At 44.5% G+C, this 21,441-nt stretch carries 19 protein-coding genes and 1 pseudogene; 8 read left to right on the top strand and 12 right to left on the bottom strand.

Going from position 1 to position 21,441, the window contains the following annotated elements; translation table 11 throughout:
* Positions 1–117, top strand: a pseudogene (locus JMX83_RS12485) (IS982 family transposase); the annotation flags it as partial.
* On the opposite strand, the gene JMX83_RS12490 reads toward JMX83_RS12485, so the two are convergent.
* Complete coding sequence (locus JMX83_RS12490) at positions 109–792, bottom strand: hypothetical protein (RefSeq protein WP_201602313.1); 684 nt, start codon at positions 790–792, stop codon at positions 109–111. The pseudogene JMX83_RS12485 and the gene JMX83_RS12490 sit on opposite strands and share 9 nt — an antisense overlap.
* Positions 793–939: 147 nt before the next feature.
* Positions 940–3,873 carry a valine--tRNA ligase gene (locus JMX83_RS12495; RefSeq protein ID WP_201602315.1) on the bottom strand — a complete coding sequence of 978 codons (2,934 nt, stop codon included), beginning with the start codon at positions 3,871–3,873 and terminating at the stop codon, positions 940–942.
* 291 nt (positions 3,874–4,164) lie between these two features.
* Here JMX83_RS12495 and JMX83_RS12500 point away from each other — a divergent pair, with 291 nt between their 5' ends.
* Complete coding sequence (locus JMX83_RS12500) at positions 4,165–5,349, top strand: formate/nitrite transporter family protein (protein WP_227675856.1); 1,185 nt, start codon at positions 4,165–4,167, stop codon at positions 5,347–5,349.
* A gap of 166 nt (positions 5,350–5,515) precedes the next feature.
* On the opposite strand, the gene JMX83_RS12505 is transcribed toward JMX83_RS12500, so the two are convergent.
* From JMX83_RS12505 to JMX83_RS12530, 6 genes are all read right to left on the bottom strand, one after another.
* Positions 5,516–6,439 carry a bile acid:sodium symporter family protein gene (locus JMX83_RS12505; RefSeq protein WP_201602317.1) on the bottom strand — a complete coding sequence of 308 codons (924 nt, stop codon included), beginning with the start codon at positions 6,437–6,439 and terminating at the stop codon, positions 5,516–5,518.
* A 312-nt stretch (positions 6,440–6,751) separates the two neighbouring features.
* Positions 6,752–7,285 carry a YbjQ family protein gene (locus JMX83_RS12510; RefSeq protein WP_201602319.1) on the bottom strand — a complete coding sequence of 178 codons (534 nt, stop codon included), beginning with the start codon at positions 7,283–7,285 and terminating at the stop codon, positions 6,752–6,754.
* 78 nt (positions 7,286–7,363) lie between these two features.
* Positions 7,364–7,804, bottom strand: a complete 441-nt coding sequence (locus tag JMX83_RS12515; RefSeq protein WP_201602322.1) for a YbjQ family protein — start codon at positions 7,802–7,804, stop codon at positions 7,364–7,366.
* Between the two features lie 108 nt (positions 7,805–7,912).
* Positions 7,913–8,470: a UPF0149 family protein gene (locus JMX83_RS12520; protein ID WP_201602324.1), complete on the bottom strand. Its 558-nt coding sequence runs from the start codon at positions 8,468–8,470 to the stop codon at positions 7,913–7,915.
* Positions 8,471–8,725: 255 nt separating this feature from the next.
* Positions 8,726–8,962, bottom strand: a complete 237-nt coding sequence (locus JMX83_RS12525; protein WP_057761656.1) for a PA3496 family putative envelope integrity protein — start codon at positions 8,960–8,962, stop codon at positions 8,726–8,728.
* Between the two features lie 200 nt (positions 8,963–9,162).
* Positions 9,163–10,614, bottom strand: coding sequence for a hypothetical protein (locus JMX83_RS12530; protein ID WP_201602326.1), 1,452 nt, complete (start codon positions 10,612–10,614; stop codon positions 9,163–9,165).
* A gap of 478 nt (positions 10,615–11,092) precedes the next feature.
* Here JMX83_RS12530 and serB point away from each other — a divergent pair, with 478 nt between their 5' ends.
* The 6 genes from serB to hemJ all read left to right on the top strand — a co-directional run bounded on the left by serB (position 11,093) and on the right by hemJ (position 16,723).
* Positions 11,093–12,283 (top strand): phosphoserine phosphatase SerB, encoded by a 1,191-nt coding sequence (gene serB, locus JMX83_RS12535; protein ID WP_201602328.1) that lies wholly within the window; start codon positions 11,093–11,095, stop codon positions 12,281–12,283.
* Positions 12,284–12,465: 182 nt separating this feature from the next.
* Positions 12,466–13,473, top strand: coding sequence for a DUF368 domain-containing protein (locus JMX83_RS12540; protein WP_201602330.1), 1,008 nt, complete (start codon positions 12,466–12,468; stop codon positions 13,471–13,473).
* A 283-nt stretch (positions 13,474–13,756) separates the two neighbouring features.
* Positions 13,757–14,149: an AciT family ciprofloxacin tolerance protein gene (aciT, locus tag JMX83_RS12545; RefSeq protein WP_227675857.1), complete on the top strand. Its 393-nt coding sequence runs from the start codon at positions 13,757–13,759 to the stop codon at positions 14,147–14,149.
* Positions 14,150–14,337: 188 nt separating this feature from the next.
* The gene (locus JMX83_RS12550) at positions 14,338–14,844 is read left to right on the top strand and encodes an SCP2 sterol-binding domain-containing protein (RefSeq protein WP_201602335.1); all 507 of its coding nucleotides are present in this window, start codon (positions 14,338–14,340) and stop codon (positions 14,842–14,844) included.
* A 256-nt stretch (positions 14,845–15,100) separates the two neighbouring features.
* Positions 15,101–16,213: a biotin synthase BioB gene (bioB, locus tag JMX83_RS12555; protein WP_201602338.1), complete on the top strand. Its 1,113-nt coding sequence runs from the start codon at positions 15,101–15,103 to the stop codon at positions 16,211–16,213.
* Between the two features lie 75 nt (positions 16,214–16,288).
* A complete protein-coding gene (gene hemJ, locus JMX83_RS12560) occupies positions 16,289–16,723 on the top strand; it encodes a protoporphyrinogen oxidase HemJ (RefSeq protein ID WP_201602341.1) in 435 nt (144 codons plus the stop codon).
* A 114-nt stretch (positions 16,724–16,837) separates the two neighbouring features.
* Here hemJ and JMX83_RS12565 read toward each other — a convergent pair whose 3' ends face one another.
* From JMX83_RS12565 to JMX83_RS12580, 4 genes are all read right to left on the bottom strand, one after another.
* Entirely contained in the window at positions 16,838–17,635 is a 798-nt protein-coding gene (locus JMX83_RS12565) for a hypothetical protein (RefSeq protein WP_201602344.1), read from the bottom strand.
* A 266-nt stretch (positions 17,636–17,901) separates the two neighbouring features.
* The gene (locus JMX83_RS12570; protein WP_201602347.1) at positions 17,902–18,393 is read right to left on the bottom strand and encodes a hypothetical protein; all 492 of its coding nucleotides are present in this window, start codon (positions 18,391–18,393) and stop codon (positions 17,902–17,904) included.
* A 119-nt stretch (positions 18,394–18,512) separates the two neighbouring features.
* Positions 18,513–19,229 (bottom strand): ribonuclease PH, encoded by a 717-nt coding sequence (gene rph / locus JMX83_RS12575; RefSeq protein WP_201602350.1) that lies wholly within the window; start codon positions 19,227–19,229, stop codon positions 18,513–18,515.
* A 182-nt stretch (positions 19,230–19,411) separates the two neighbouring features.
* Positions 19,412–21,211: an AMP-binding protein gene (locus JMX83_RS12580; protein WP_201602353.1), complete on the bottom strand. Its 1,800-nt coding sequence runs from the start codon at positions 21,209–21,211 to the stop codon at positions 19,412–19,414.
* Positions 21,212–21,441: the final 230 nt, after the last annotated feature.

Genomic DNA, 21,441 nt, shown 5'->3' on the forward strand with positions numbered 1-21,441 from the left:
TTATGGCATTTGTCTCATCGATTGATTCGTAAAATCCTGTCACACAATCTGTGCTTTGTACTCAATAAAAAACTTGGTAACCCGCCTCTTCAGTTTGATTTGCTTATTTCAAGTTGAGAGTGGGGTTTCTTCAATATATTTGTTAGCAAGTTCTTTAGCTTTTTTAGCAAGTATAGTCTTATCTTTCTTATCTAAAATTGCATTCATTTTGTCAAGATAAGCTTCTCTTAGCGCTTTTAGTTTCTGTAGGACTTCGTCTTGCTCATTAATAGAAATTTTATCTGAATCTGTTATTTCTATTATGAAATCAGTTGCTACACCATTTGCTCTAGTCGCCCAACCTCTCTCGTCTTCATCAGCAAACCCTGAAAAATCAAAATATTGATGAAATACTAAATTAGATGCAAGTCCGTGGAGTCCACCTTTCAATTTACTACCAAGGGCTTTCTTAAGTTCGAACTGAATATTGGAATCTAATAAATCTAGCGTAGGGTTAGTTAAATAAATATTACCTAGCCTTTTTAGCCTTAATTTTTGAAGACTAACTACTGACTCTATTCTATGTAGTTCTGCTTTTAACTCAGGCAAAGACAAACCTGATAAATCCACCTTATCCTTGTTGCGAACAATCAATAATAGCTCTTCTGCAGAATAGATTAAATCACCTAGAATAAAATAGCTTTCGAGTAGCTCGACGATTTTTTCCTCTTGCTGATTGTCTCTATATAATTCATATAGTTTTGGGATGGCATCAGCCAAAGCTCTAAAAAAATTAAGAAACAAATCCAACATTTTCTGTCCTCATAATACGTCACTTATTTTACGCGAGGGACGAGCGCCGAGCTAAGTGATTAAAGGACACCGCCTCATGCATCGCATATTAGCCTATTATTAAAGGACTCCGATGCTGAGGCCATGCTCTTTAAGCTTTTGCTTTATTTACAACGCTTTTAACTGCTCCATCTGCGCCGTCATCGTAGTCAACTGCCCTTCTAGCTCAGCCAATTTCGCCTTCTCAGCATCGACTACTTCCGCAGGTGCTTTACTGACAAAGCCTTCATTGCTCAGCTTACGCGAGATACCGTCGGCTTGACCTTTCAACTTATCATATGACTTACCTAAACGTGCCAGCTCAGCCGTTGGGTCGATCAGCCCTTTCATCGGTACGAGTACCCGTAGTTGACCGACCATACTTGATGACGATAGTGGCACTTCATCGCCTTCTTTGACGATCTCTAAGCTCTCGACTTTGGCAAGCGCTTTGAACTGGTTTTTGATACGTGACAGACGCGCTTCTTCATCGGCAGAGATATTTTGTAGTAGCACTGGCAGACGTACCGCGTTACCCAGTTTCATCTCACCACGGATGTTACGGACGCTCGCGATTAGCTCTTGTAGCCATGCCATATCGGCTTCGGTCTGCTCACTGATTTGGCTGGCATCGGTCTGTGGATAGTCAGCGACCACGATGCTGTCGGTGTTTTTGCGACCCAGTAGCGGCGCGATGGTCTGCCAGATTTGCTCAGTCAGATACGGCATGATTGGATGGGTGAAACGTAGCGCAGTCTCTAGTACGTGCAGTAGTACATAGCGGATTTGCGCTTTACGCTCGTCTGATACCGAGTCATCATTTAGGCTGGCTTTGGCAAGCTCAACGTACCAATCACAGTACTCATTCCAGATGAATTCATAGATATCTTGGCTGACCATATCGAGACGATACTGAGCAAAATGCTGATGAATGTCTTTGATGCTAGAGTTTAGGCGACTCATGATCCATTTTTCTGGTAATTCCCACACGTCGGGATTCGCCACTTGGTCGATAGGCTTGGCGTTGCTGTCACCATCGACGCAGTTCATGAGGACAAAACGACTAGCGTTCCAAATTTTATTACAGAAGTTACGATAGCCCTCGACACGCTTTAGATCAAAGTTAATATCGCGACCCGTACTGGCTAATGAGGTAAAGGTAAAGCGCAGTGCATCGGTGCCATACGCTGGGATGCCTTCTGGAAACTCTTTACGCGTTTGCTTCTCAATCTTGGCCGCGTCTTTTGGATTCATCATATTGCTGGTGCGTTTTTCGACCAGCGCTTCTAGCTCGATACCGTCGATCAAGTCAATCGGATCTAAGACATTACCTTTTGATTTTGACATTTTTTGACCATTGCCATCACGTACCAGACCATGCACATAGACGGTCTTAAACGGTACTTGCGGCGTGCCATCTTCGTTTTTCACGAAGTGCATGGTCATCATGATCATGCGCGCAACCCAAAAGAAGATAATGTCAAAACCAGTCACCAGCACGCTGGTTGGGTGAAAGGTGTCCATCACGCGTGGATCGGCGTTGACGTCTGCCCAGTCAAGCGTACTAAATGTCCATAGACCTGAGCTGAACCACGTATCGAGCACGTCATCGTCTTGGCGCAGTTTTACATCGTCGCTTAGGTTGTATTTGCTACGTACTTCCGCTTCGTCACGGGCGACATAGATTTCACCCGTCGCATCGTCATACCATGCAGGGATACGATGACCCCACCATAGTTGACGGCTGATGCACCAGTCTTGTAGATCGGTCATCCACGCCATATACATGTTTTTGTACTGTGCAGGGACGAACTCAATGCTGCCGTCTTCTACCGCGTCAATCGCAGGCTTGGCAAGCTCTTTGACCGCGACATACCATTGATCGGTCAACCATGGCTCAACGATCGTACCGCCACGCTCAGCACGTGGGGCTTTTAGCGCGTAGTCTTCGATATCTTCTAGCCAGCCTTGCTCGCCTGCTTGCTCTACAAGGAATTTACGCGCAGCAAAACGCTCAAGCCCTGCGTATTCGCTCGGCGTGGTCTCTAGCTCTGGCTCACGCGTTTGTAAGTCAGGATAAACTTCCATCGCTGGCAAAATATTGGCGCGCTCATCAAGGATATTGATGAGTGGCAAGCTATGACGACGACCCAATTCATAATCGTTAAAATCATGAGCTGGAGTGATTTTTACGCAGCCTGTACCGAAGTCTTTTTCGACATAATCATCAGCGACGATAGGTACGACACGACCCGTGATTGGTAAGGTAATGGTTTTGCCGACCAAGTGTGCATAACGCTCATCGCTCGGATTAACAGCGACAGCGGTATCACCAAGCAATGTCTCAGGACGCGTGGTAGCGACGACCAGATAGTTTTTGCCATCTTGAGTTAGTAGCTCTGTATCAGTGAAATGATAGCGGAAATGCCACAAGCTGCCTTTTTCGTCGTGGTTTTCGACTTCTAAGTCAGAAAGCGCGGTTTGGAACTTTGGATCCCAGTTGACCAGACGCTTACCACGATAAATAAGACCATCGTCGAACAGACGCACAAACACTTCTTTTACCGCGTTGGACAGACCATCATCCATGGTAAAGCGCTCACGCGACCAGTCAACCGAGCTACCCAAACGACGAATTTGGCTGGTGATGTTACCGCCCGACTCTTCTTTCCATTCCCATACTTTATCGATGAAGTCTTCACGGGTCATATCACGGCGCTTGATACCTTGCGCTTCTAAACGACGCTCAACGACCATTTGGGTTGCGATACCCGCATGATCCGTACCTGGTTGCCACAGCGTATTATCACCATCCATGCGATGATAGCGCGTGAGCGCATCCATGATGGCATTGTTAAAACCATGTCCCATATGCAGAGAGCCGGTGACATTTGGCGGTGGCAGCGCGATAGAGAACGACTCGTCTTTATCAAACGTCGGCTGAAAATAGCCGCTTTCTTCCCAGCCTTGATACATACCTGCCTCGACTTGTGCAGGGTTATAGGCGTTTTCTAATTGATTTAGTGCCGCTTGAATAGAGGCAGTTAGGTTGTGGTTACTCATAATGGCATTATCTTTTATTGATTGAATGTGATCAAAGTTAATTGAATTAAAGAGAATATAAAAATTAGGAAAATAATGAATAGAGTGATTTTAACGCAGATGGGCAGATTTTGTTAGATGGTAAGGCAATTTATAAAGCCTGAAGGTCATTTTTCATGCCGTTATCGAACAATTAATAACCCCAATCGGTTAAATGCTCAACAGAACCTGCCCCTGTCATGCGCTAAAATAGCGCTGATATCTTTATATTAAAAATACTAAAAATGTTATCTAATCAACAGTGAGCCGACCTTGTCCCAAGATACCAAACACAACCAACAACATAGCCAAAAGCATAGCGACAACGCTCAGGATACCCTATCAGACAGCGAGCGCTTGCCCGCGAGTACCACAAATCATGTCCAGCACAATGATGATGCGAACGATACGCTGAATGGTAACCATGAAAAAGACAACACGGAGCACAGTCATACGCTACAGCACAGCCACTCTCCAGAAGACAGTCACGCCAACCCTCATGTGGATAGCCATCATCCAGACAGCCATATAAAAGCCACCGAAGAGCTGGATAATGATGACCTGCCAGAAGAAATCAGCGAAGAAGACAAGGAAACCATTAAAAAGGTCGCCGGTGATGACAATCTAAGCCAAGCAAAAAGCTACGCCAGTATCTTGGTCGAGCAAGTTATCCATGCCAAAGAAACGTTTGAGCGCTCGCTTGGCTCTTTGTTTACCAGCGCCTTTACGGCGGGGCTTGAGATTGGTATCAGCTTTTTTGTGATTTTATCCGCATTTGCCCTGCTCAATGATGTGCTGCCGAGTCGCTACGCGATGGTACTGTCCTCCCTGCTCTATCCGATTGGTTTTATTATCGTGGTGATTGGTCAGTCGTTATTATTCACTGAACAGACCTCCCTGCTCAGCCTGCCTGTATTAAACAAGATTGAACCACTGCATAAGCTGCTGCGGCTATGGGGCATCGTCATTGCTGGTAATATCGTCGGTGGCTGCCTGTTTGCCGCCTTGATGGTTGGCTTAGGGCTGCATATGCATCTATTTACCGACCATGCTATCGATGCTTACGCTGAGCATATCTTAGGGTTTGAGTGGTGGGTTATCTTTGGCAGCGCGGTACTAGCGGGTTGGATGATGGGCGTGGCGGCATGGCTAGTAACTTCTGCACGCGATACCCTTAGCCGTATTGTTTTGGTTTCCATTATCACTGGTAGTATCGGGTTTTTGGGCTTACACCACAGTATCGTTGGCAATATCGAAGTGTTTTCAGCATTGCTGTATGGCAATACGGTCAGCCTATGGCACTATTTGATATTTTTAGTCGTGGTCTTGGTGGGTAATACGGTAGGTGGCGTAGTATTTGTCGCGGTGCTCAAAAACCGCACGTTCTTGTTTGAAATTGAAAGAGTCAAAGAACAAGCAGCCGAGGCAAGAGCAGAAGTAGACAGGCGCAGATTTTAGCGTTGAGCAATGCTATCCGTATTGAATCGACTTACCCATTCTAAGAAACCGTGATAAACATAAAAGCCCACAATAACTCTCATCATAGAAAGTATATTGTGGGCTTGTTTTATTGAGTAATGCATTCCTTATTTAGCAATGCACTATGGCTAATCTTTTGATTAAATTACATTCTCCGTGCGGCCAACACACTATTTTCTCTTTCTACTCTATTCGCTTTATTATGTTGCGCGGTAAATACTCTGACCATGATACCTGCGGTTAAGAACATGATTAATGTATAAATAGCTGGAGTCAACGACATCTTATAGTTAGCGAGCAGCGTCAATGCCATGAACATCGATAGCGTACTGTTTTGTAGACCGACTTCCATGGTGATTGATCTTCTCTGCGCAGGATTTAGACCGAACCATTTACTGGTGTAATAACCAAGCGCCATCGTTGATACGTTCAATATGAGCGACACAGGGCCAGTGGCAACTAAGGCCTCGACCAGAATATCTCTTTGCACATATCCTAAGAAAATAACCAAGAAGCTCAAAAATATCACACCAAAACGAGACACCATAACTTGTGCTTTATCTGCGAAGCTCGCCGCATAGCGTTTGATGAGCATACCAATACTAACTGGCAGTATCGTTAGAGCAATCAAGCTGATCATGGTCTTGGCGACTGGCAACTGAAACTCACTACCGGCACCCATGAAATACACGAGCGAAAAACTCAGTACGATAGGAATGGTAAATACGGTGATAACACTGGCAATCGCAGTCATCGTGACTGAGAGTGCGACATCGCCTTTGGCTAGATAGGTAAATAGATTTGATGTGGTGCCACCAGGACACAGTACTAGTAGCATGACCCCGACGGCATACTCAGGCTCGAGTGACATGAAAGTTGCCAAGGCAAAACCGACCAGTGGCAAGAATAGTAGCTGATTGGTCAGTCCGATCGCGACTGCTTTGGGATATTTGACGACTCTTTTAAAGTCATTGATAACTAAGGACAACCCCATTCCCATCATGATCAAAAAAATACTAATGGGAATGACTTTTGAATTTACAAACGTGACTAACTCCACACCTTCCATAACTACATCCTTGTAGATAGAACCCTTACACGGGCAGGTTTATGACAACGTTGTGATGCTCAATCAGCCAATCCTGCTGATATCTTGGGTAAAAGCCACCGACATTGTCAGCGTTTTTATACGACACTTTGTACACAACACTTTTTGGAATCATCACTACTGACATACACCCAAAAAATGTCGAAACATTGAAAGTCAGTATATCGTTGTAAAAGTGTATGTATTTGATTTTTCTGACTACTGGTCAGTCAGCGTTGGGTTTTGTGCTGCGACAACCACAGAGGAGAATCTAAATAGTAGTGCTACAAAGCATTAAGAGATGCTAGGAAGTGCAGAAGGTACACGTGCAGGCGATGTGTGTGTCGCAGAGACGATAGGTGTATGATCAGTACTGATGACTGCCGTGCCATAAGCAATGGCTTCTACCATACTGCCCAATTGGTTGATGTTAGTGACTTCTAGACGTACACCATAAATATGGGTGTAGCCTTCAGCTTTTGCTTGTGCACGCATACGGACGATTGCCTCACGGCGCGCGCGATCAAGCAGGGTCTCATAGGTGGTTAGGTTTTTGCCAAAGAGACTAAGCACGCGAGCAATGATCATCTTAAAGTAATCTTGAGCAATAACCACGCTGCCAAGAACTAGCGCGCCCTCACTACCAACAGCCAGCTCAGGACGGTAGAAACGCTCGCTTGAAACCGTAACATCCCCTAGCGCCTGCTCTGCTACTTTTAACTGTGCCAAATGCTGACGCTCATGACGTGAACCAAAAAACCAACCAGCGGCGAATAAAAAGATAAACGGCCCATAATTGATAAGCACTTGCGTGAGTGAGTCATTCATGGCACGTTTCTCATCATAAAAAGTATTACGGTTTTTAGCATTGTGGTTTTTAGTGCTACAGCTTTTAAAGCACTAAAATCAACCAAAAGGATTAAAACGCGGTAGATCATCTGGCGAAGTTTGGGCTTGAGGATTTGGTGTTTGACCGGACGAATAGTGATTATCGCTTGGTGGGTTTTGAAACTGCTGCTGCGACATCGGTACTGCTTTGACCGCTGTCCCATAAACAAACAGCTCAGAGGCCCCTTGGGCGATACTAGAGGTAGAGAAACGCAAACCGACGACAGCATCGGCACCAAGCGCTTCCGCCTTGACAATCATGCGATCGATCGCTTCTTGGCGTGACTCTTCTAACAGCTCGGTATAGGCGGTCAGCTCGCCGCCAACGATGTTTTTTAGCCCAGCAAACAAGTCTTTGCCCACATGCTTTGAGCGCACCGTACTGCCATACACAACATCTAAGCGCTCGGTAATTTGATAATTAGGTAAGTGTTCAAGATTGGAGAGTTGCACAGCCATAGTAAGACCTTATCGGTGACTTATAAAGTATCTAAAAGAATGACCAGAGCTGCGTGATGCAGTATAAATAAAAGACAGTACTACTAGCAGTACTGTCTTTTAGAATGACTAGTCATTGGTATGAAATAATAAAAACAGCTCGGTCAAATTGCCTTCGATGCTGTTGGCCATTTGTACCATCTTATCTTCATCGCGACGCATTACTTCTAGCTCTGGATCTTCATCATCAATGCCGCTCAGCACAATCATTGGCAAGGTCAATACAGCCACGTCTTCTGCTGTCTCTTCGTCTTCAAACCAATCACTTGCTTCATCGCCATACATAGCATCAACAAAACCAATCGACCAAGCCACGATATCTGACTCATCTGAGAAATCAACCGCGACTTCTTCGTCACCAGCATCTTCACCAAATGGCAATTCAATCGGTGTCTCGTTTTTTAGCTCAGCCATAATCGAGTCACGCCAGCGCTTGATACCATCGATGACGTTTTCTGGAATTTCACTCACATGACCTTCAAACAGCGCATCCATCCAGTTAGGTAGTGGGCGACCAATGACCGTCGCTGTCAAAAAACCATGCGCCGCGACACTATCGAGCACGAACTGGCTCTCTTGGTTATCCAAATAATCTAGTAATTCATCAAAACTTAGTTGGTTACTCATGGCTTGGTATTCCTTGAAAGATAGCTATTGTCAATCACAGTGATCGATTGGTTAATGGCAAGATATTATGTTGTTTTAAAAAAAGGCTGCTTGAATAACCGTAACCAAGCAGCCTTTATAAAGTAAGTATTATTGAATAGAGCAGATTGCGAACCATTGTCAAAAATAACAAACAGCGAGCAATCGGTACAACTGAGTAGATAATTATCAATTATTAAAGCACTTTAGTCAGCTGAGATGACTGAAGCCTATCAATTAAAAATCATCATCATCCCAATCGTCACCGTCTTCATCGAAATTGTCTATATCATCTAGATCGTCTTTTAACTCTTTAGCCAAACGCTTTTCTTCTAGCAAATTATCGATTAGCCGACGCTTCTCAAGACTACTTAAACGCGTACGTACACTTGTCTCAGCTTCTTCAACCATCTTTGCATCGTCATCGTCGACAAAATCATCATCAAAATCGTCGTCAATATCAGCGTCACTCATGACAAACTCCTATCATTTTTAGGCATGGGTATTAAAAATACATCAATATATATATGCCTTATAAAGTCTCTGTTGAAAGTTGTCAATCCTTTTTCTTAATATGTCACATTTAGCCCAAAGTGCCAAGACGAAGATATGAATTATCTAGCGGACAATTGTAGTATAAATTATCCAAAATAGTATCATTAAAAACAGCACTATTAAATAAGCGACTCATCTTCGTCTTCAATCATAAGAACGGCATTACGGACATCAGCTAAACGCTGGATGAGCGAATCATTACCACCATCGAATATCGCACACTCGCGCTCGTAGACAGTGGTTGGACGCATGATGCTGTGTACTTGTACATGGTTACTGATTTGTTTGAGACCAGCAGTTGGCAGTAATATGAGCAGTTGCTCTTTTTTACCGATGCTCTGTAGCAGATGAGTCATTGGCTCTGACTGTGCGTCATCGCTCACGCCTGCTTTTGCTGGTAGTGCAAAGCGCGACAACTCAATATGCTTATCATGAATGATTTTATTAAGCATCAAGTACAGCTTGGCAAGCATCACCCCTGCCAGCGCCACTTTTGCATGGCTATTATCTGCTTTTAGCACCACGCTTGCACCATCGTCCTCAAAGTGTGCTTCATTAGTCGCACTAACACCCAGTAATAATGGCTGTTTGAGTAGTTCGGTCACGGCTTGATTGAGCAGTTGCGTACATAGGGCTAGATAAGGCAGGCGCTGCGCCGGTGCAAGGCGCTCAAGCATGTTGAACTCATCATGAAAGACGATTTGCACTCTCACGCTATCGACTGCGCGTGTGGCAGACAATTTAGACGTCTGACCACTAGACTGCGAACTATGACGCTTCGCGGTACTAACAACCTTGTCTTCGGTATCTCCTTCAGATGCAGCCGCTAGACTACCGGTTTCGTCACCAGTCTCTTGGTTCTGTTGATTTCTAAGATATTCGTTCACTTCGTTGTGTACGTTGAATGTGCGCGCGTTCGTTACTTTGTCCTCTGTAACGCTTTCAGAAGCACCACCAGATAGTTGACCATCAGCTGGATTACCAGCTGTGTCGCGCTCAAGGTCACGGCTGTAGCCGCGCTGATCGCCCTGATTGTACTGCTCACGATACAAATCCTGAATATTACGGCTCAGCGCACTGATTTGCTCTTTGGTAGGACGAGCAAGATAACCGTAGATTAGCCAAAGCAATAAATGCAGCAGCATAGTGCCAATCACAAACGGCCACTGCATCGCGATGATTTCACCTTTACTAACGTCTTTCAACGTCAGGGCAACGCTACCAATCACCGCATCGCCGTTGGTTGCGATTTGGCGAATTGTATCGCCTTGCTGCATCGGCGCATTGCCTACAGGCACCAAAATATCATCTTTGTTGTCTTTGATCAGTATCCGTGTCACGTCTTGCTCGCTAGTATAGCGATTGGCAATCACGCTGAGACTGACACGGTCTTTGTTTTCTAAAGACAACCTTGCTTCATCAATCAGCTGGGCGACCATCTGCTCGCCTTTTAACGCACGACTTTTGCTCAGCTGTTGGTCGGTACTGATGACCAATAACAGCGTCTGCAAACAAAAACTAACCAGAAGAATAATGGCAAACAACCCTTGCCGCGGCGCTAAATACGTCATGATATGTTAAACTTTTTTGGAGAAAAGAAATTAAAAAACGAGTCTGTTGCTCATTTTTTGGCTAATTTTTAAACAATTGTAATGCGCGAATATTGATCGATATTCACGGAAAATCGATAGTATTTCATCGAAATCAGTCATCATATAAAATGCTACTACGTAAAATGACATCCATTCGTTGAGCTAAATTTTAATGATGATACTATCGCGCTCTGCCTCATGATTATCGCTGCTATTTTTGCCACAGCATCGTTACCAAGTGGTCAGTTTAGGTCATCTACTATATCACCATAATAAGTCTTATAGCGTTAGTCGGTTTATAAATTTATCATAATAACTTTGTTGCATTTCAGCAGATTTTAAGCGCTGATAAGCATTTTTTGACACCCATGATACTTTGCGCGTCATCTATAGGCGATACTCAGTAAAACTGTTATTATTCCCAATCTTATATGAGCATACAAGGGACAATTGAGCCATGCCAAAAAATACATCTTATTCGTTACCAAAAGACAGCAAAGCATGGCAACAAGCCGTCGACTCTATTGCAGAATTATTACCTGATGATACCAATCTGCGAGATTTTGATGCGCTACAGTCGCTGCCTGTTTTTGCGCTCATCGTCGTGCTACCGACTCAAGTATCAGCGATGGACATTCATCAATATGTTCAGTCTTGGGTCGATGAACAGCCAAGCTGGCATTTGGTGACGGTCGCTGAGGATACTGAGGCGAGCTTTGTTAATATTACGGTTTCTGATACAGAGCCAACGGCAGCCGATGCACAGCGTCTACCCTTTACCAATGCTCAAGTATACCGCTATTTGTTGGTGCCCGTGACAGACACGCTGATGCACCCTGGCAAAAAAACCGCCGCCGCTCACATCATTGATGATCAGCTGACCACTCGTCTGCGCCATGATTTGTCTGAAGAATACAACCGCACACGCAGCAAGGACAGTACAGGCAATCTAGACATCGTCGATTGTCACATCCTATCGGTCGGTCATATGCTACGTACTCACAAGCTTGCCTGTTTTGACATGGATTCGACGTTGATTGAACAAGAAGTCATTGTAGAGCTGGCAAAAACGGCTGGTATTGGTGAGCAAGTTGAGGCCATTACTGAAGCGGCGATGCGCGGTGAAATTGACTTTGATGAATCATTTGCTCAGCGTGTGGCTTTATTAAAAGGTATCTCTACCGATGTGCTTGATGATATTTGCAGCCGTTTGACGTTATCAGTCGGTGCGCGTACCACCATCAGTGCGTTAAAAGCATTAGGCTATCATACTGTACTGGTGTCAGGTGGTTTCACTTATTTTGCCCGTTATATCGCTGAGCAATTGGGCATCGACGAAGTTCATGCCAATGCCTTAGACATTGAAGAAGGCGAAGTGACCGGGCACATACAGCTGCCCATCATCAATGGTGCCAAAAAAGCCGCTATCGTCGAGCACACTGCTGAGCGCTTAGGTATCGAGATGTCTCAAGTGGTCTGTGTCGGTGATGGTGCCAATGACTTACCGATGATGGCGCTTGCCGATTTAGGTATTGCCTATCACGCCAAGCCCATCGTGCAAGCACGTGCCGATGCGGCGGTCAATGTGACAGGACTTGAAGGGACGCTTTATGCACTTGGCTATCCAGCCCTCGCTCCTACTCAGTAATCGCTAAGTATTCTAGATTATCCGCTAAGCTGGGTTAATGTCTGTCTCATTAATCCAGCTTTTATGCGTTAGCACATGTTTCATAGGATGATGTTGCTTTGATTTCTAAGTACGTTTAGTTGCAATAACGCCAGATATTTATTTTTAGATAACACTTATTCTCAGATAATAAAGGACTGTTCATGACGGCACCACAATCTCCACGGCCAAACCAGCCGTCAGCAGCGCAGCCATTAGACGCAAGCACGGTCCCTGTCTCTGTCCCTGTGCATACGGATAACCCAAAAGAGCTGCTTGGGGTTTATGTCAAAGGCATGGCAATGGGCGCTGCTGATATCGTCCCTGGTGTCTCTGGTGGCACTATTGCATTGATTGCGGGGATTTATGAACGCCTGATTAATGCACTCGGTAGCATTGGCCCCAACCTTTGGCAGATATTTCGACAAGACGGCGGAATCAAAGGACTGATTGCGGTTTGGCGGCAGGTTGATGCGACATTTTTATTGTGTTTGATACTTGGTATTGCGACGAGTTTTGCTACCTTGGCCGGTATCATCAAGTACTTGCTGGACAATCAGCCTCTGCTTATTTGGTCATTCTTTTTTGGATTGGTCGTCGCAACAGTATTTATCTTATTAAGTGAGATTAAACGCTGGAATATAGGACGTGTGGCGTTGTTTGCTGCAGGACTCATTGCTGCCGTGGTCATCAGTAGTCTGCCATTACTCGCGGCGACACCTAGCTTACCGTACTTATTTTTTGCAGGCGCAATTGCGATTTGCGCCATGATACTGCCTGGGGTCTCAGGATCTTTTATATTGCTGTTACTAGGTGCATATGACACTGTATTGGAAGCCGTGCATACTCTTAACTTTACGGTACTATTAACTGTAATGGCGGGCATGGCAACTGGATTGTTATTGTTCACCCGTGCTCTAAAATGGTTATTAGCCCGCTACTATCAAGCCACCTTGGCATTGCTGACCGGTTTTATTGCCGGCTCTTTAGTCAAGGTATGGCCGTGGAAAGTAGATGTATTAGGTGCTCTTAACAGCGAAGCGGTCAATAACGTCATGCCATGGCAGTATCCTACTGGTCCGCACTGGCTGACCACAATTGGTCTTATGCTACTCGGTGCTATTTTGGTGTCGTTACTGTCTTGGTGGGGCAGACGTACCAATAAGGCTTAGCTGTTGGTTATCCTCGTTTAAATACCTGATTAAAAAGCCTCTGTGTAAACCATTACAACGGCTCCTACCCTCCCCAATATAAGCGCCCTTTCTTGCGGCGCTTAGCCTACCAACTAACGATTAAAAATCGTAAAAGCTATCCAAAAAAAAGCAACTTTAATCTAAAAAATCAAACGTCAACGGTTGTCGCAAAGTCGCCTAGCGCCTCTTTAGCTTTGCTCAGCAACCTTTCATAATAGTCTCATTGGAATTCACCTTATGAATAGCGAGATGAATGATGGCAATGACTATTTTTTCTTTTATTGGCGTAGAAACGTGGAGCAGCTCGGCATGGATAGGCTATAGCTTGCTAGCAGGTATGATCGTGGCGCTCGCTCTATCATCGCAGCGTTGGCTGTTGCTATATCTGTTTGGTGGTATGGTCTACTGGTTGGCTGTTGAGATGATACAGAATATATTGGTAGGTCGTCCGATGCTGTCTGCGCTTTCGGAATGGCACCGTTATGTCATCGCGATGGGAATCAGCTGGTTACCTTTGGCAGGCTGGGTACTATACCGAGCATTGCGCTACGAGGATGTGAGTCATGCAGTCAGTCGGCAGCGCGAATTGGAAGCGGCTCGCTATGTCGAACATACGCCTGTTTACGATGATGATTATAAGCCGCGCTTTCATTGATACTGCCATATTGATATGAATACCCTACCCATAATAGTGACATTTAATGTTACAAGATACTTAACGCTCTCTACTTAACTCCTAAAGAGTTGAAACCACTCAGTAGTTTATAATCTAGTTATATATTTATCATAAAAACTGGTATAAAGTACGCTTTATTCTTATGCCCTACCTTTAGGAGTTCCACTATGTTTACTATTCCTGTATTAGATATCAAATCTGACCCATTAGATGCGTTGTTGGCCGTGGTTGGCTATCGTCTGTCTATGCTCGCTGATAGCGAAAACGAAGACGTCAAAGCACTCTTTGCTGATCGTAATGTTACGATTGAATTTGCCAGCACCGAATCTGATATCGCGCGTTCTTTTCGTTTTGATAACGGACAGTTTAGTCAACAAAGTGGTCATGCAAAAGCAGCAGATTTGACCATTACTTTCAAAGATTCTATGACAGGCGTCAAGCTATTGACCAAAGGCAGCCTACCTGCATTTATGACTGCCGTGCAAGAAGGCAAATTAAGCATCGAGGGTGACTACAGCCTAATGATGTGGTTTAATAAACTTGCTAAGCATATCGTGCCAGCCGTACCAGAAGAGTGTAAGCCATACCTCCAAAAAGCCAAGCCTTATGCGTATAAAGCACAGAAGTTTGCTGAGCACTGGGTAGGTTTTGCTAAGCATAAATTGGGCAAGTAAATAGCTGACCCTTTCTTATAAACGAGTAATGCATTGCATGATATTCACTGGTAAAATGGCTGAAATAGGATCAAATAGATAGTTACTATTTATGTGCGCTACTGTGACATTTATACATACTCTCTAGCAGTGTTCTGATTTTCTAAAAAGGTTGCGGTATACTATACGGCAACCTTTTTTATTACCTTATAAATGACAATAGACACATACATTGATATAACCTGATACCATTTAATTTTATAAAAGGATTTACCTTATGGCAGGATTGCTTAGCATCTCTGAACCAAACGCCGATAGCACAACTGACCTACTCAACCAGCCTGATCCTCACACAGCCGCTCACACATACAGTCGTGACGACATCGCTCAGTTGTTCGATTTGCCCTTGATGGACTTGTTGTTAAAAGCCCAAACCATTCATAGAGAGCACTTTGTCGCCAACGAAATACAAATCAGTACGCTACTGTCTATTAAGACAGGTAACTGTCCTGAGGATTGTGGCTATTGCTCACAATCAGGTCATCATCGCGATACGACGAAACTGCAGGCAGAAAAACGCATAGAAGTGGATAAAGTCATCGCTGCGGCCAAACGTGCCAAGGCAACCGGTTCATCTCGATTCTGTATGGGTGCTGCATGGAAACACCCAAGCGCCAAAGACATGCCTTATGTGGTCGAGCTCATCAAAGAAGTAAAAGCGTTAGGACTTGAGACTTGCATGACGTTAGGTATGCTCGATACCAATCAAGCGACGCAACTCGCGGATGCAGGACTGGATTATTACAATCATAACCTAGACACCTCACGCAGCTATTACGAGCAAGTCGTCAGCACGCGTAGCTATGATGAGCGCTTAGATACCATCGAAAACGTGCGCAACTCTGGTATCAATGTTTGTAGTGGTAACATCGTTGGTATGGGTGAGAGCCGTGATGATCGTATTGATTGGGTGCATGAGCTTCTAAAAATGCCTAAAGCCCCTGAGTCGATTCCTGTCAATCTGCTAGTCCCGATTAAGGGCACACCGATTGGTGATAAAGTATTGGCAGAAGGCCAGTTATCAGTGCTAGAGTGGATTCGCACCATTGCTGTGGCACGTATTTGCTGCCCGACTAGTTATGTGCGGTTGTCTGCTGGCCGTGAAAGCTTATCAGATTCAGAGCAAGCCTTGGCATTTATGGCGGGTGCTAACTCTTTCTTTTATGGCGATAAGTTATTGACGACGGGAAATGCCAGTCAATCAGGCGACGACAGACTCATGCGTGAGCTTGGTCTCACCAAGCAGTTTGCCGCACCAAGAGCGCCAAAAGTATTGCCTGTGATGGATGCGATGAGTGGTCATCAATCGCAGGTGGTATTGGCCGATTAGTTTGACTGTGTGCGGCTAACAAAAATGTATGAAAATAAGCCTGATATCATACGGCTGATAATAAGAGATTAAGTAATGGCAGATTATTTTAACTGGATTAAAGCTGCACACATCATCTCGATGGTCTGCTGGTTTGCGGCGATATTTTATTTGCCGCGTCTGTTTGTCTATCATGCGATGAGTGACGATAGCATCAGCCAAGAGCGCTTTACTATTATGGAGCGCAAGCTGTATCGAGGTATTATGACGCCATCGATGATAGCGACATGGATATTCGGTCTATGGATGTTAGGACTGGGCTGGGATGTTTACAAAACCCAAGGCTGGCTACATGTCAAGCTATTACTGGTCGTACTGCTATCAGGCTATCATGGCGCTTGCGGCTTTTATCGCAAAAAACTGATTGATAACCCTCACTACAAATCCCATAAGTTTTGGCGCTGGTTTAATGAAGTACCTGTTTTTGCCTTGGTGATTATCGTCATTTTAGTGGTCGTTAAACCATTCTAAAATTTAGTCGAAATGCTTATGACTGATGACCTACCAATAAAAAGCGTCCGCCACTTCCATAAGTGACGGACGCTTTTTTATTTGTTTCTTGGACTTTCTACCAAATATTATAGATCAAACACTAGGGCGCATGATTTGATAGACATTGCTCAAATCATAAACACGATAACGCGCCGGCTCACGGCGGTTTTCACCAGCATAGCTTAATATCAATGCTTGCTTCGCACGCTCATCGACCCAACCGACAAACAGTCCACTGTGCTCAATGCCATTGTAGCCATGATTGATATAGTAAAGCCAATCACCTGCCTCAATCTCACTGCTACTAGCATAAGGGCCTTGCGCATACGTGCCTTTATGTATGGTATTACGCGAAACTCCCGCCCGATTAAACACGGCATTCAAATAATCCCAGCAGCCGCCTTTGATAATCGTCCGCTCGTTCAGTGCCATTTTACGTGCTGTGCTGACCACTTCGCGGGCAGCCATACTGCTTTGCGTCTCCGCACTACTCAGTAGCGGTAAATACTCGCTATCGACATTGTCGTAACTCCCTGATAAAAATGCTGGTAACACGGCAGGTGATTGACGCTGCACTTCAGGGTAACGATAGGCGCTGTTCATCGTTGACTGATTGCCATCATTACTTATATTAGAGTAATTGTTATACGTTGGCGAAACTGCTGCATAGCTTCGAGATGAGTTAGCACGTTGAATGGTAGAGTGTGTACTGACTTTGACGGAGGGAACTGCTGGATAAGCAGATGTATAGTGAGCACTAGAGTTAGACTGGACAGACTTTTGAGCGATGAGTGCACTCATACTATCTGCATGGGCTTGTCCGATGATGCTGCAAGTGAATAATAATAAACTGCACGACGCTGCGACTGACGACATAGGCAAACGCGACATGACTAACTCCTGATCAAAAAAGTATCAATGACAGTATGGATAATAGTAAAGACTGAATTTTGTAATCTTACTTATAAACCATTTAGACAGGCATCTGCAAGAACTATTCACCTTAGATAGGCGATAGACGGTATAAAAATCATGACGAATGGTCATAATAAAGAAGAGCGTTAAGAAGGGTCAAATAAGATAAAGCGCGGTGATACTAGATAGGATAGAGACTGGTGTGAATTTTTGATGAATAAAGCGATTGGGGCGTAAAAATACTAGTCACTACTCATTTTGATGTTTACGTGGCGTTTTGTCAGTGCTTGCCCTTCTAATATGGCTTTAGTTACTTTCGCCTCTTGGGCACTCTCAAAACCAGTAATATGATATTTGCGTGCCTCACTACTACCGACAATCTGCAGCCCATCACCGATAAGCACAACTTTATCGTCGTCAGTCAAATGAATGTGTTCACGTTTGCCTAGATTGTCATGTACCAATTCATCAGCTCGCACCCATAATGTACCGCTACTAATCATGCCACTCATGGCTTTTTTATGCTGCTGGCGCTTTTTATTAAAAATAAAACTACCAATGATAAGTAGTGCCAACGCACCAATAGCCAACCGCTCAGACAATAAGCTCATTGCCATAGCGACTGCCACCGCCCCTATCAGTAATGCAGATCCAAACCAAAACATACCGTTGTCAGCATTATTTGGCTGACCCTGTAAGGTGATTTTAGCGCCATCATCAGTCAGCTTGAGCATGCATTATTACCTATTGCGAGATGTAAAAAGTGTTTTTTATGAAAAAACTGCCTATCAGAGACTAACAGGCAGTTATTAAAACTAAAAATAAAGACAGCAAGTTTTATCTAAATACCAGACTACCAGCCAAGTGCAGTCTGCTGCATTTTAATCAATTCAGCAATGCCTGTTTCAGCCAATGACAGCATAGCGTCTGCTTGAGCGCGAGTGAACGGCTTTTCTTCAGCAGTACCTTGAAGCTCAATAAACTCACCTTTTTGAGTCATCACAACGTTTAGGTCGGTATCACAGCTAGAGTCTTCTTCGTAGTTCAGATCCAGATAGGCTTCACCATCTTTCATACCAACAGAAACCGCAGCAACCAATCCAATCAGTGGATCTGCTTTGAGTTTTTTGCTCTTTTGGATAGTCTCTAATGCATCGATCAGTGCAATTGCCGCACCAGTGATACTGGCCGTACGAGTACCGCCATCCGCTTGCAACACATCGCAATCAAGATAGATGGTGTTTTCACCAAGTTTACTTAAGTCAATCATGGCACGTAAGCTACGACCGATCAGACGCTGAATCTCTTGCGTACGACCTGACTGTTTACCGCGAGCTGCTTCGCGTTGATTGCGGGTATTAGTCGCACGTGGCAGCATACCGTATTCGGCGGTTATCCAGCCTTTACCTTTACCTTTGAGCCAGCGCGGTACACCAGATTCGACACTGGCCGTACATAGCACTTTGGTATCGCCGAAACTGACCAATACTGACCCTTCAGCATGCTTAGTATAGTGGCGCTCAAAGCTGATAGAGCGAAGTTGGTCAAGCTCACGATTGTCAATACGCATAAAAATTCCTAGTACAATGTTATAAAAGCAGTGTCATAAAAGTACGCTATCAGTGGCTAATGAGCAGACCGACAGGTATTTGGTAGACTAAAATCTTAAGATATCCTAACGTGGCAGCGGCGCAATAGCAATATTCACACCCGCCATCGCGCCGTCAGTTAGGCAATAATGGACGATGTAATCTATTCTAAGCCTTCCATCTTACGCAATTCTTTACGTAGGATTTTGCCAACGTTCGACTTTGGTAATTCGTCGACGAACTGTATGTGACGTGGACGCTTATAGCCAGTCAGTTGTTTTTTGCCGTACTCAAGCAGCTCTTTTTCGGTGACGTCGCCTTTTTTGACCACAAATAGTTTTGGCTCCTCACCGCGCTCATCATTAGGCACACCAATAGCACCGCACTCTACCACAGCTGGATGCTCGCTCATGGCTTCTTCGATTTCATTTGGATACACATTAAAACCAGATACCAAAATCATGTCTTTTTTGCGGTCAACAATTTTGATAAAGCCTTTTTCGTCCATGATGCCAATGTCACCGGTTTTTAGGTAGCCACTAGCGGTAAAGGACTCGGTCGTTTCTTCTGGACGGTTTTGATAACCGATCATCACCTGTGGACCTTTGACGCATATCTCACCGCGATCACCCAGCGCTACGACGTTTTCTTCTTCATCAATGAGCACGACATCGGTGCTAGGTGCAGGAATACCAATCTTGCCAGTAAACTCTGCGATGGTCATTGGGTTGAAAGCGACGACTGGTGACGTCTCAGATAAACCATAGCCTTCAACGATAGGTAGACCTGTGATCTTATGCCACTCTTTGGCAACGCTCGGCAATACGGACATACCACCGCCGATAGAGGCTTTTAGATTAGAGAAGTCTAGGTCTGCAAAGCTGTCTTTGTGTACCAAACCGTTAAATAGCGTATTCACAGCTGGGATAAAAGAAGGTTTATATTTACCCATCTCTTTAATAAGCCCATCGAGATCGCGCGGATTAGGAATAAGCAAGCCTGTATAACCCTGATACATACTACATATACCGCATACCATAAATGAGAACACATGATACAACGGCAGTGCCGTCAAGATGACATCTCTGCTGTCTATATCATCTTCAAACGCACTATTCATCAGTGCACTAACCTGTAGCATATTGGCGACTAAGTTACCATGAGACAGCATTGCTCCTTTGGCCACGCCTGTCGTCCCGCCTGTATATTGTAGTAATGCCACATCACTCAAGTTCAACTCAGGACGCTCATAATTACTGGCAGAGACTGCGCCCAATGCCTCCTTAAAGCTCACGCTATTTGGGATTCGATAAGGAGGAATCATTTTTTTGATATGACGAGCGACGAGGTTGACCACAACCCCTTTGACCGCACCCAGCATATCGCCAATCTTACAGACGACAACATGCTCAATCTGTCCTTTGTCTTCGGCATCTTGATAGGTTTTCGCAAAATTCTCAACGATGAATAAGGCTTTGGCACCACTGTCATGGAGCTGATGAGACAATTCGCGACTGGTATATAAAGGGTTTACATTGACGAGTATCATACCAGCGCGAATGACACCTAACGCGATGATCGGATACTGCAAGAGGTTGGGCATCATGACCCCAACTTTATCGCCTTTAACCAACCCTAGCGACTGCAAATAGCTGGCAATCTGGCGGCTATATAGGTCTAATTGCTTAAAACTAATCGAAGCGCCCATGCAGATATAGGCCGTTTTTTGGCCATAACGGCTAAAATTACGCTCAAACACATCAAGTAAAGAGGTACTGTCCTCTGGCATCTCAATCGTAGCATCGATGCTATAACGCTCATAAGCGCTCAACCATGGGCTGTCACTGGCGATGGTCGGCATAGTAGGGAATGCATTGTCTTGATAAATGTATTCAGATGCATTGCCTTTATCACTGGTGCCAGCGTTGTTGTCTGTTGTCTCTTTATTGATATTGTCCGTCATAATTTTCCCTAAATATTACTGTTAAAAACATAGAATACTTTATATAAAAACTCTGTTTTTTTGATTGTGTAATGTTTGATGCAGCATAGTGAAATCGTATTAAATAAGCTCACAGGTCAACGTAGCTATATCGTTTTTATCATAATCGCTTTGCAAGTCATATTGAGTAAAATCATCACTCTATTATAAATAAATGCAAAAACCTCTTGGCTGGCACTATAGCAGTTTTA

Source organism: Psychrobacter piscatorii (genome assembly GCF_904846415.1).
GTDB lineage: Bacteria > Pseudomonadota > Gammaproteobacteria > Pseudomonadales > Moraxellaceae > Psychrobacter > Psychrobacter piscatorii.